Genomic DNA, 12,259 nt, shown 5'->3' on the forward strand with positions numbered 1-12,259 from the left:
CGGGCAGGGCCGCGGGAACTGTTCAAGGATTGGACAGTGCGCACATGCGCATACGAGCGACGAGACCCGCGCGGGTACGGTCAGCCCGCGATGCCGAGCGCGCGGATCCGGCTGTAGAGCGTGGTGCGGCTGATACCGAGCTGCGCCGCGGCGTGCACCTTGTTGCCGCCGCTCTCACGCAGCGCCTCGATGATGGCCTCCCGCTCGGCGCGCTCGCGCCCACCCAGGCGGGAGACCCGGCTCGTCGCCCGGTAGTCGACCGGCAGATCCTCCCGTCGCACCGGCAGCGGGGACTCCCGCACCGGGACGGCGGCGAGCACCGCCCGCAGTTCGGCGAGGTTGCCGGGCCACGAACGTTCCGACAAGGCCGTCAGGGCACTCGGGCCCAGGCGCAGATCCGGTCGGCCGAGTTCCTGCGCGAGCGCGGCGGCCAGGTCACCGAGTTCCCGGATCCGTTGCCGCAGGGCCGGGACCCGGACCTGACCGGGGCAGCGTGCCAACAGCTCCCGCACCGGCGGCCGGATGCCGTCGACGGGGTCGGCCGTGAGCACGAGCCGCGGTGCGGCCGGGTCGGAGAGCATCGACGAGAGCAGCGCCGGCACCGGGTCCGGCGCCAGGTGCACGTGTTCGACGACCACGAAGCCGCGGTCCGTCGCGGCGGCCGCGACCGTGAGCAACCGGGCCGACCATTCGCGTTCACCCTCACCGACGATCCGGGCGGCATCCAGGAACGTGCCCGCCTCACGGACGAGTTCCCTTGCCGCCCAGGTTCGCCCACTGCCGGGCTCGCCGACGATCGCCACGCCACCGGCACCGTCGCGCAGCCGCCCGAGCCGCCGCCGTAGCCGCGTCGTCGCATCCTGCGCGACGTCGCTCCGGGGCACGGGTTCGCGTGCCCCGGAGGCGTCGAGCAGGAACAACGCGCCGCTGCCGATGCCCGGGATGCGGTCGATCCGCAACCGGGTGCTGCCGCCGGCGGACAGCGCGAAGTCCATGGTGCGGGACTCCCCCGCCGGCAGATCGACCGCGATCGCGCGCAGGGCAGCGTGATCGGCGGGCAGGAGCAGTTCGACGGCGGCCTTGTTGGTGAGCATGATGTCCTCGCCCATGGCCGCGACCGCGACGCCGCGCTGCTGCGCGGCCCGCTGGAACGCGTCGACGACCCGCCGGTCGGACTCGCGGGCGCCCTCGAGCAGCCGTGCCTCGATGTCGCGGGCCGCCCGGGCGAGGAACGGCGCGAACAGCGGATTGGCGGTCTTGCCGGCGGCGGTGATGTCGAGGATGCCTTCGATGCGACGGGTGACCGGATGCACGAGGGGATGCCCGTAGCAGCTGAAGTCCTTGAGGGACTCGAGGTAGTGCTCTTCGCCGTGCACCACGAGGCTCTGCCGCACCTCGAACGGGGTGCCGAGGGCATTGGTGCCGTAGGTGTCCTCGCTCAGGGCGGCGCCGGGGACCACGCCGATCTCCTCCATGGCCCGTTGCATGGGTGCCGAGTCGAACAACCGGGCCACGATCCGGCAGTCGCGGTCCACGAGGAGGATGCAGCAGCCCGTGCCGGCGAGCTGGGTGCGCAGCTCGTCGAGCACCGGCCGGGCGGCGTCGAGCAGCCGCCCGGCCGCGTCCGAGGGGCCCAGCAGGGTCGGTTCGGGAAGCCGTCCCGGGTCTATCCCGCTCAGCTGTGAGCGCTTCCAGGACAGCGCGATCTCCGGCCGCAGACCGTTCACCCCTGTCCGGCCTCCCCGAGCAGGGCCGTCGAGATCTCACGCATCTCGACCTTGCGGATCTTGCCGGTGACCGTCATCGGGAACTCGTCGACGACGTGCACGTAGCGGGGGATCTTGTAGTGCGCGAGCTTGCCCGTGCAGTACTCGCGCAGCGACTGCGCGTCGAGCGGTGCCGCACCCTCTCGCATCCGGATCCACACCATGAGCTCCTCCCCGTACTTCTGGTCGGGCACCCCGACCACCTGGGCGTCGAGGATGTCCGGGTGGGTGTAGAGGAACTCCTCGATCTCCCGCGGGTAGATGTTCTCGCCGCCACGGATGACCATGTCCTTGATGCGGCCGGTGACCGAGACGTACCCGTCGGCGTCCATGACGCCGATGTCGCCGGTGTGCATCCACCGGGCGGCGTCGATGGCGTCGGCGGTCTTGTCGGGCTGGTTCCAGTAGCCGAGCATCACCGAGTAGCCGCGGGTGCACAGTTCGCCCGGCTCGCCGCGCGGGACGGTCAGGCCCGTGGCCGGATCGACGATCTTGACCTCGAGGTGCGGGCCGACGCGGCCGACGGTGGACACCCGCTGGTCGATGGTGTCGTCGCTGCGGGTCTGCAGCGACACCGGGGAGGTCTCGGTCATGCCGTAGCAGATGGAGACCTCGGCCATGCCCATCCGTTCGATGACCTGCTTCATCACCTCGACCGGGCACGGCGAGCCCGCCATGATGCCGGTGCGCAGGCTCGACAGGTCGAAGCCGTCGAAGCCGGGGTCGGCGAGTTCGGCGATGAACATCGTCGGCACACCGTAGAGGGAGGTGCAGCGCTCCTCGGCGACGGCGGCCAGCGTCTGGGCCGGGTCGAAGGCCGGTCCCGGGATCACCATCGTCGCACCGTGGCTGGTGCAGGCCAGATTGCCCATCACCATGCCGAAGCAGTGGTAGAAGGGCACCGGGATGCACACCTTGTCCTGCTCGGTGTAGTGGCACAGCTCGCCCACGAAGAACCCGTTGTTGAGGATGTTGTGGTGGCTGAGGGTGGCGCCCTTGGGGAATCCGGTCGTGCCGGACGTGTACTGGATGTTGATCGGATCGTCGGCCGACAGGTCGCGCTGCGCGGCGTCGAGCCGGGTGCGGTCGTCGGCGAGTGCGGCGCGGCCGGACTCGCCGAGCTCGTCCCAGTCGGGAGAGCCGAGCAGCACCACCTGTTCGAGATCCGGGCAGTTGCCCCGCACCTCGTCGATCATCGCCGCGTAGTCGGACGACTTGAACCTCGGGGCCGCGACCAGCATGCGGATTCCGGCCTGGGTGAGCACGTACTGCAGTTCGTGCGAGCGGTAGGCCGGGTTGATGTTGACCAGGATCGCGCCGATCTTCGCGGTGGCGTACTGGACGAACACCCACTCGGCGCAGTTGGGCGCCCAGATGCCCACCCGGTCGCCCTTGCCGATGCCGGCCCGCAGCAGCCCGAACGCAAGAGCGTCGACCTCGCCGGCGAGCTCGGTGTAGGTCCAGCGCCGGCCGGCGGCGCGGTCGACGAGCGCGTCCCGCTCACCGTGCCGGGCGACGGTGCGGTCGAAGTTGTCGCCGATCGTGTCCCCGAGCAGCGGGGTGTTCCACGCCCCCGAGGTGTAGCTGGGCAGTTCGGGTGTGGTGAAACCGGTCATTGGTGCTCCTGCAGTGTGCGCGGCCCGGGACGAGCGACGGGGTCTCGAGGACTCGTCCACCATGCTCGCCGATCCGGGGCCGCAGGTGTTCGGATTCTGGACAGTTGAGGGGGTGGTGACAGCACGAGGCGCCCTCCCCGGGGTGTCGGGGAGGGCGCCGGCGGGATCAGAGCGCTCGGTCCCGGGTCTCGACGAGGGCCTTCGTGCACACGAAGCTCAGGACGCCGAGCACGGAGAGCATGACGCCGATGGCGATGCCGCCGTAGGACGCGGCCAGGGGCGCGGCCAGCATGGGCGGGATCGCACCGCCGAGGACGCCGGCGAGGTTGTAGCCGAGTCCGGCGCCGGTGTACCGGTACCGGGTGTGGAACATCTCCGGCAGCAGTGCGCCGCACGGGCCGTAGGCGATGCCGAAGATGGCCAGGGTGACCATCATGCCGACGACGAACGCGACCGGCGATCCGGTGTCGAGCAGCGGGAACAGCGCCAGCGCCCACACGACGGAGAAGCCGCACGAGATCATGATGACGCGACGGCGTCCGACCCGGTCGGAGTAGAGCGCGGAGAGCACGATCGCGGCGCCGAACACGAGCGACGAGACGATGCCGACGGTCAGGACGAACGGCCGGGAGAAGCCGAGGGTCTTGGTCGCGTAGCTGGTCAGGTACGCGGTGCCCATGTAGAAGAAGGCGAACATGATCGCCAGGGCGCCGGCCGAGAGGAGGATCTCCTTGGTCTGGTAGCGCAGGGCGTCGAGGAACGGCAGGGTGCGCTTCTCGGCCGGGGCGGCGGCGCGGGCTTCGCTCTCGGCCCGGAACACCGGGGTCTCCTGGATGGCGAGGCGCATGTAGAGACCGACGGCCACGAGAACGATGCTGAGCAGGAACGGGATTCGCCAACCGTAGTCGAGGAAGGCCTCGTTGGTGTCGCCGAGGGCCAGGCCGGTGAACAGGAAGGTGCCGCTCGACAGGGCGAAGGCGATGGCCGGGCCCAGCTGGGGGAACATCGCATACAGGCCGCGTTTGCCCGGTGGCGCGTACTCGGCGGTGAGCAGCGTCGCGCCGGCCCATTCACCGCCGACGGCGAAGCCCTGGGCGAAGCGCAGCAGCACGAGGATGATCGGGGCGGCGACGCCGATCGTCTCGGCGCCCGGAAGCAACCCGATGAGCAGGGTCGAGATGCCCATCAGCAGCAGGGTGGAGACGAGGGTCTTCTTGCGGCCGATGCGGTCGCCGAAGTGCCCGAACAGCATGGCGCCGACCGGGCGCGCGATGAAGGCGACGGCGAAGGTCGCGAACGAGGCGACCGTGCCGGCGGTGGCGCCGAGCGCCGGGAAGAACACCGTCGGGAAGACCAGGGCTGCGGCGGTTCCGTAGATGAAGAAGTCGTAGAACTCGATGGTGGTGCCGATGCAGCTGGCGATGGCGACGCGTCGGATGCCGGGGCCGCCCGGGGCAGGAGCGGTCGGCGCGGCGGGCTTGTGCCCCGCCGGTACCACGGGGGGTTCGGCCCCCGGTGTCGACACTGTGGTCACGTCTGTCCTCCGTATTTCCGTCCGAGCCGCGGCGGACCTGCGCCGCGGGATGGAAGGAAAGGTAGTGATCCGCCTCACTCCCCCACTACCCCCGAAAGGGGGGTGGCTGTGAGCCGTATCACGTAGTTCGGCGAACGAATGACCGGAGCGCGTCGGGCATCCCGGCGCGGCCACCGGGGCGGACCGGCCGCGCCCGCGCCGCCTACGCTCCGTCCATGACGACGACCTGGGAACCGGGCACCCGGGGGTTCTGGCCCTCCCGTCGGGCCGGACCGTCCGGGGCCGGGGCGTCCGCCGGCGCCGACCGGCCCGCACCCCACACTCGGGATCTACCGCTCGGGCCGGAAACCGCCGACGGTCCCGTGGCAGGCCCGATGGATCCGCTGGCCCGACTTCCGGCTCCCAGCCGATCCCCGGGCCGCGCGCCGGATACTGCACGAGGCATGGGAGCGGTGTGTGGCCGAACGCGTCGAAGTCGCCTGCGGCGGGGGACACGGCCGCACGGGCACCGCGCCGGCCTGCCTGGCGATCCTCGACGGCGTGCCGCCCGCCGACGCGGTTGCCTATGTGCGCGAGCACTATTCGCGCCGAGCGGTGGACACGCCCGGGCAACGGCGCTTCGTCGCCGCGTTCCGGTGACCGGCGCGTCAGCGACCGGCGGCGCCGGCGAGTTCGGCGCGCATCTCGCGCCACACGGTCGCGTACGAGTCGATGTTCGGTGCCGTGGCCCATGCCAGCGCGCCGGACTTGATCTTCCCGAGCGCCTCGGCGAACAGGTCCTGGTACCGCGACAGGCGCGGAACGAAGGCCGACACGTCGTCGAAGAGATTCTGCGCCTTGCGATCCAGCTCGATCAGTTCGTCGAGGAAGTTGGCGGATTCCGGGTCGGCGAGCAGCGCGGTGAGCTCGTCGTCGAGCGGCCCGAACTGTTCGAACAGCTCCGCGAGGGAATCCTCGTCGATCGAGACGCGCTCCGCGTCGAGCTGATCGGTCAGCTCCGCAGCACCCGCGTCGGTCAGGGAGATGCCGTCGCCGCTCTCCTTCGCCTTGCCCTGGGCGACGAGTGCGTCGAACGCCGCCCGGCCGGACGCGACGGACACCCCGAGATGCGCCGCGATCACCTCCGCGGTGACGGTCTGCTTCAGCCGCACCGTCTGCAGCAGAGCCAGCTCGTCGACATTGCCAGCGAAAGCCATCGTGTCCTCTCCTCGTCGCCCGGTCGCGGGCCGTACGTGTCACCCGGTCGGGCGGAGTACATGATTTGGCGGATGCGGCGGCAATGTCAACCGGCCACGCGGATGCGTCACGTTCTCGCCGCTACAACTCCCCCACCGTCGCGGAATCGAGCCGGTCGCCCCGCGTGGTGTCCTTCAGGTCCACCCCGGACCGCCCGAGCCGGCGCGCCCCGTCGACCAGCCCCGCGACGACGCACGCGGCCGCCGCATACCCCAGCCCTTCGGGTGGGTGGATGTTGGACACGCAGTTCCGTTCGGCGTCGGCACGACCGGGCCGCGGCTCGTGGGTCAGGTACACCCCGAGGCTGTCGGCGACCGACAGCCCGGGCCGCTCCCCGATCAGGACCAGCAGGGTGCGCACCCCCAGGGCGGCGCCGATGTGGTCGCCGAGCGCGACCCGCGCCGACGTCGCGATCACCGGCGTCGCCACGGACAGGTGCCGCGGCAGGGCCGCCACGATCGCCTCGAGCAGGGCGACGCCGTGCTCGGTCAGGGCCCGCGGCGAGAGCCCGTCGGCGAGGACCACCCCGACGTCGGCGCCGACGGCCGGGACCGCGGACAGGTCCGCGGGCACGCGGCCGAGATCCGGGCGGCGCAGGTACTCGCCCCGATCGCGCACGCGGCTCTCGACGACGACGGGCGCGCCGAGTCCGAGACGTTCGACGTCGGCGGCCAGGGCCGGCACGTCGAGGGGCTGGTGCACCGCATCGCGGGCCGCGGCGTGCGCGGCCCGGAACTCGAGCACCCGCGCGGTCGGGAGGCCGTCGCCGGCGCGGCCGAGCCCGATGCGGGCCTGCGTCGACGACCGCAGCGGCGCCCAGAAGTCACGGTCGACGGACTCGCTCATGCCGCACCTCCCGCGAGGGCGCGCAGCGGGGAGGCGGCCGCGTCCACCGGCAGGATGTGCCCGGCTCCGTCGACCATGCCGAGGCCGGCGAGCCACCGCTCGAACTCGGGAGCGGGACGCAGGCCGAGCGCGCGCCGCACGTACAGCGCGTCGTGGAACGACAGGCTCTGGTAGCCGAGCATGACGTCGTCGGCCCCGGGCACGGCGATGACGAACGCGGCGCCGGCAACCCCGAGCAGCGTCAGGAGGGTGTCCATGTCGTCCTGGTCGGCCTCGGCGTGGTTGGTGTAGCACACGTCCACGCCCATGGGCAGGCCCAGCAACTTGCCGCAGAAGTGGTCCTCGAGGCCCGCCCGGACGATCTGCTTGCCGTCGTAGAGGTACTCCGGGCCGATGAAACCGACCACCGTGTTGATCAGCAGCGGGTCGAGCGCGCGGGCGACGGCGTACGCCCGGGTCTCGAGGGTCTGCTGATCCACCGGACGTCCGCCCGTGCCGAGATGCGCGCCGGCCGACAGCGCCGAACCCTGTCCCGTCTCGAGGTACATGATGTTGTCCCCGACGGTGCCGCGCCCCAGGGCGCGACCGGCCTCGTTCGCCTCGCGCAGCAGCGCGAGGTTCACCCCGAAGCCGGCGTTGGCGCCCTCGGTGCCGGCGATGGACTGGAACACCAGGTCCACCGGGGCGCCGGCCTCGATGAGGCCGAGGGTGGTCGTCACGTGGGAGAGCACGCAGGACTGCACCGGGATGTCGAAGCGCAGCCGCATCTCGTCGAGCAGGTGCAGCAGGTCGGCGGTGGCCCGGGGCGAATCCGTCGCCGGGTTGATGCCGATGACGGCGTCGCCGCACCCCATCAGCAGCCCGTCGAGGGTCGCGGCGGCGATGCCGCGCGGGTCGTCGGTGGGATGGTTGGGCTGCAGCCGGGTGCCGAGCCGGCCGGGAAGTCCCACGGTGGTGCGGAACGCCGACGTGACCTCGATCGCGCGGGCCACCGCGATCAGGTCCTGGTTGCGCATGAGCTTGCTGACGGCGGCGACCATCTCGGGCGTCAGGCCGGGTGACAGGGCGGCGAACGTCGCGGCCGCATCGGCCTTCGTGACGGTGTCGAGGAGCAGGTCGCGCAGTCCCCCGACCGTCAGGTGCTGCACGGCGCGGTAGGCGTCGCGGTCGTGGTCGTCGAGGATCAGCCGGGTGACCTCGTCGGTCTCGTAGGGCACCACCGGCTCGGCGAGGAACACGTCGAGCGGGACGTCGGCGAGCACCCACTGCGCGGCCGCGCGCTCGGCGTCGGATTCGGCCGCGCAGCCGGCGAGTTCGTCGCCGGAGCGGCGCGGGGTGGCCTTGGCGAGCAGGTCCACGAGGCCGTCGAAGGTGTAGGTGGTGCCGGCGAGGTGCTGGGTGTAGACGCTCACTTCAGCTCGGCCTCCGCCTCGGCGAGCGCGGCGAACTCCTCGTCGGGCGAGTTCGCCACCAGCCGGTGCCGGCTGTAGAGCCCGAAGTAGGCCATGAACGCGGCGAAGGCGCCGAGGGTCCACAGGGCGGCGATCGGGTCGACCAGGAAGGTGGCCACGACGGCAGCGGCCGCGACGACCAGCGCGAAGGAGGTGGTGACGACACCGCCGGGGGTGCGGTAGGGCCGCGGCATGTTCGGCTCGCGCCGCCGCAGCACGATGTGGCTGACCATCATCAGCACGTAGCTCACCGCGGCACCGAAGACGGCCATGTTCAGCAGCATCGCGCCCTCCCCCGTGAGCGACAGCGCGAACCCGATCACACCGGGGACGATCAGCGCCAGCACCGGCGCCTTGCGCTTGTTGGTCAGCGACAGGCTCGTCGGGAGGTAACCGGCGCGCGAGAGCGCGAACGTCTGCCGCGAGTACGCGTACATGATCGAGAAGAAGCTCGCGATCAGACCGGCGAGGCCGATGTAGTTGACCACCTTCGCGGCGCCGCTGTCGCCGAGGGCCTCGACGAGCGGGTTGCCGGAGGTGGACAGGGCCTCGGCGCCGAGCGCGCCGGTGGCCAGGAACAGCACGGTCGCACCGGTGACGAGCAGTACCAGCATGGACACGATGATGCCCTTGGGCACGTTCTTCTCCGGTTCGGTCGCCTCCTCCGCGGCGAGCGGCACCCCCTCGACGGCGAGGAAGAACCAGATCGCGAACGGCACGGCCGCCCAGATGCCGAACAGACCGAAGGGCAGGAACGACGACGCACCGGCGGCGGTCTCGTCGACGGCGATGTCGGTCAGATTGGCGGTGTCGAACAGCCCGACGGCCGAGACCGCGAACACCACGAGCCCGACGAGTGCGATCGCGGTGATCACGAACATCGCCTTGAGGGCTTCGCCCGCGCCGGTGAGGTGGATGCCGATGAACACCGCGTACACGGCGAGGTAGATCCACCACCCGTCGGTGATGCCGAACAGGTTCAGCGACTCGACGTACCCGCCGATGAACGTGGCGATCGCCGCCGGGGCGATCGAGTACTCGATGAGAATTGCTGTGCCGGTGGCGAATCCACCCCAGGGTCCGAGTGCGCGACGGGCGAAGGTGTAGCCGCCGCCGGCGGCCGGCAGCGCGGAGGACAACTCCGCCATGCCGAGCACCATCGCGAAGTACATGGCCGCGATGATCACCGAGGCGACGAGCAGTCCACCGAACCCGCCTTCGGCCAGGCCGTTGTTCCAGCCGGCGTAGTCACCCGAGATGACGTAGCTGACCCCCAGCCCCGCGAGCAGAATCCAGCCTGCCGAACCCTTTCTCAGACTTCGCTTTTCGAGATAGGCACGACTCTCGGCGTGGAAGTCCGCGCCGTCGTGGTGGGCCGCGGTTCCGGTCCTGGGCGGGTCGGTCAACGACATGATCTCTCTTCTCGACGGAGGATGGCGACGTGTCGAGCAGGCACGCCGAGGACACCGCGAGTACTCACGGTACGAGAGGCATGTACACACCGCGTCAGTACGCGGTCACGGAAGTGTTACGAGGAGTGGCTCCGGGTCGTCGGCACCGGGCACGCGTCGGCGGCCTCGGCCACGACGGTCGGCTCCGTGGCCGGATCCGGGCGGGCGCCGGCGGCCCACTGCTTGCCGAGCAAGGGGGCGTCACGGGCGAGGGCGTCGTTCTCCTCGGCGGTGAAGGCGCGGCCGCGACTGAGGAACCGGAGCCCCTCGGGGGATTCGAGACTGAATCCGGAGCCGCGGCCCGGCACCACGTCGAGGACGAGCTGGGTGTGCTTCCACGCCTCGAACTGGGATCCCGAGATCCACACCGGGACGGCGTCGGTGCCGCCGGGCAGGTCGTCGGCGGTCCGTCCCACCTCGAGACGCAGGTCCAGCATCCCCAGCAGCACGTCCAGGTCGCCGACGACGAAGTCGCCGTCCGGGTAGCACATCGGCGCCGATCCGTCGCAGCAGCCGCCGGACTGGTGCATCATCAGCGGCCCGTGCCGCTCGGCCAGGCGGCGCAGGAGCGCGACCGCGTCGGAGGTGGCGACGAGGCGGAGCGGGACGGACATGCGGTGCCTTCCGGTTGTCGACGTGGGCCTCCCCCGAGCGAACGTGTCGCTCACCTCGACTGATCGAGTGAACGATACACTCGCTCGACTCGGGGCGGGGCGGAATGGGAACGGCACCTGCCACGTCGCAGGGGGTGACGTGACAGGTGCCGGGCCTGATCAGAAGAAGCCCTGGGCCTTCGGGGCGTAGGACACCAGGAGGTTCTTCGTCTGCTGGTAGTGGTCGAGCATCATGTGGTGGTTCTCGCGGCCGATGCCGGACTGCTTGTAGCCGCCGAACGCCGCGTGCGCCGGGTACTGGTGGTAGGTGTTGGTCCACACCCGGCCGGCCTGGATGGCACGGCCGGCCCGGTAGGCGACGCCGCCGTCGCGGGACCAGACACCGGCTCCGAGGCCGTAGAGGGTGTCGTTGGCGATCGAGATGGCGTCGTCGAAGTCCCGGAAGGAGGTCACCGAGACCACCGGTCCGAAGATCTCCTCCTGGAAGATGCGCATCTTGTTGTGGCCGCTGAACACCGTCGGCTGGACGTAGAAGCCGCCGGACAGGTCGCCGCCGAGGTCGGCGCGCTCGCCACCGGTGATCACCTGTGCGCCTTCGCTCTTGCCGATCTCGATGTAGGACAGGATCTTCTCGAGCTGGTCGTTCGAGGCCTGCGCACCGATCATCGTGTCGGTGTCGAGCGGATCACCCTGGCGCACGGCCTTCGTGCGCACCGCGGCCAGCGACAGGAAGTCGTCGAAGATGTCCTGCTGGATCAGCGAGCGCGAGGGGCAGGTGCACACCTCGCCCTGGTTGAGAGCGAACATCGTGAAGCCCTCGAGTGCCTTGTCCTGGTAGTCGTCGTTGGCCGAGAGCACGTCGGAGAAGAAGATGTTCGGGCTCTTGCCGCCGAGCTCGAGGGTGACCGGGATCAGGTTCTGCGAGGCGTACTGCATGATCAGGCGGCCGGTGGTGGTCTCGCCGGTGAACGCGATCTTGCGGATCCGCGGGCTCGACGCCAGCGGCTTGCCGGCCTCGACGCCGAAGCCGTTGACGATGTTGACCACGCCCGGAGGCAGCAGGTCGCCGATCACGGAGATGAGGTGCAGGATCGAGGCGGGCGTCTGCTCGGCCGGCTTGAGGACGACGGCGTTGCCGGCGGCCAGGGCGGGGGCAAGCTTCCACACCGCCATCAGGATCGGGAAGTTCCACGGAATGATCTGGCCGACGACGCCGAGCGGCTCGTGGAAGTGGTAGGCGACGGTCTCGGAGTCGATCTCGGAGATCGAGCCCTCCTGCGCACGGATCGCGCCCGCGAAGTAGCGGAAGTGGTCGATCGCGAGCGGAATGTCGGCGTTGAGGGTCTCGCGGATCGGCTTGCCGTTGTCCCAGGTCTCGGCGAGGGCGATCGACTCGAGGTTCTCCTCGATACGGTCGGCGATCTTGTTGAGCAGGATGGACCGCTCGGCGACGGAGGTCTTGCCCCAGGCCGGCGCCGCGGCGTGGGCGGCGTCGAGGGCCAGCTCGATGTCCTCCTCGGTGGACCGGGCCACCTCGGTGAACGGCTGTCCCGTGACCGGGGTGACGTTCTCGAAGTACTGACCCTTCACAGGCGGTACCCACTGGCCGCCGATCCAGTTGTCGTAGCGGGACTGGAAGGACATCAGGGCGTCGGGCGAGCCGGGACGGGCGTACACGGTCATCGGTGTTCACTCCTCGGATGGTCTGACACACCCCATGCGGGGCGTGTGATCCGGAACACTAC

Annotated in this window: 9 protein-coding genes and 1 pseudogene; 1 reads left to right on the forward strand and 9 read right to left on the reverse strand. The window is 70.6% G+C overall.

Annotated features, from left to right (window positions below; translation table 11 throughout):
- Positions 1-80: 80 nt before the first annotated feature.
- From ACWPQI_RS16915 to ACWPQI_RS16925, 3 genes are all read right to left on the reverse strand, one after another.
- On the reverse strand, positions 81-1,727 hold the full coding sequence (locus ACWPQI_RS16915; protein WP_010591918.1) for a sigma-54-dependent Fis family transcriptional regulator: 1,647 nt from the start codon (positions 1,725-1,727) through the stop codon (positions 81-83).
- On the reverse strand, positions 1,724-3,382 hold the full coding sequence (locus ACWPQI_RS16920; RefSeq protein ID WP_304433821.1) for an AMP-binding protein: 1,659 nt from the start codon (positions 3,380-3,382) through the stop codon (positions 1,724-1,726). The genes ACWPQI_RS16915 and ACWPQI_RS16920 overlap by 4 nt, the downstream gene beginning before the upstream one ends.
- Positions 3,383-3,548: 166 nt before the next feature.
- Positions 3,549-4,916, reverse strand: a complete 1,368-nt coding sequence (locus tag ACWPQI_RS16925; RefSeq protein ID WP_371851035.1) for an MFS transporter — start codon at positions 4,914-4,916, stop codon at positions 3,549-3,551.
- A 215-nt stretch (positions 4,917-5,131) separates the two neighbouring features.
- On the opposite strand from ACWPQI_RS16925, the pseudogene ACWPQI_RS16930 reads away from it, so the two are divergent.
- Positions 5,132-5,555 (forward strand): annotated as a pseudogene (locus ACWPQI_RS16930) (protein-tyrosine phosphatase family protein).
- An 8-nt stretch (positions 5,556-5,563) separates the two neighbouring features.
- Here ACWPQI_RS16930 and ACWPQI_RS16935 read toward each other — a convergent pair.
- From ACWPQI_RS16935 to adh, 6 genes are all read right to left on the reverse strand, one after another.
- Complete coding sequence (locus tag ACWPQI_RS16935) at positions 5,564-6,112, reverse strand: hypothetical protein (RefSeq protein ID WP_010591922.1); 549 nt, start codon at positions 6,110-6,112, stop codon at positions 5,564-5,566.
- A gap of 121 nt (positions 6,113-6,233) precedes the next feature.
- Positions 6,234-6,998: an ethanolamine ammonia-lyase subunit EutC gene (gene eutC / locus ACWPQI_RS16940; protein ID WP_010591923.1), complete on the reverse strand. Its 765-nt coding sequence runs from the start codon at positions 6,996-6,998 to the stop codon at positions 6,234-6,236.
- On the reverse strand, positions 6,995-8,410 hold the full coding sequence (locus ACWPQI_RS16945) for an ethanolamine ammonia-lyase subunit EutB (protein WP_017679979.1): 1,416 nt from the start codon (positions 8,408-8,410) through the stop codon (positions 6,995-6,997). Before ACWPQI_RS16945 ends, eutC begins: the two co-directional genes overlap by 4 nt.
- Positions 8,407-9,861 (reverse strand): ethanolamine permease, encoded by a 1,455-nt coding sequence (gene eat, locus ACWPQI_RS16950; protein ID WP_017679980.1) that lies wholly within the window; start codon positions 9,859-9,861, stop codon positions 8,407-8,409. The genes ACWPQI_RS16945 and eat overlap by 4 nt, the downstream gene beginning before the upstream one ends.
- A gap of 116 nt (positions 9,862-9,977) precedes the next feature.
- Positions 9,978-10,514, reverse strand: a complete 537-nt coding sequence (locus ACWPQI_RS16955) for a DUF779 domain-containing protein (RefSeq protein WP_407040981.1) — start codon at positions 10,512-10,514, stop codon at positions 9,978-9,980.
- A 159-nt stretch (positions 10,515-10,673) separates the two neighbouring features.
- A complete protein-coding gene (gene adh, locus ACWPQI_RS16960) occupies positions 10,674-12,197 on the reverse strand; it encodes an aldehyde dehydrogenase (RefSeq protein ID WP_003937356.1) in 1,524 nt (507 codons plus the stop codon).
- Positions 12,198-12,259: the final 62 nt, after the last annotated feature.

This window comes from Rhodococcus sp. LMD (assembly GCF_056108245.1).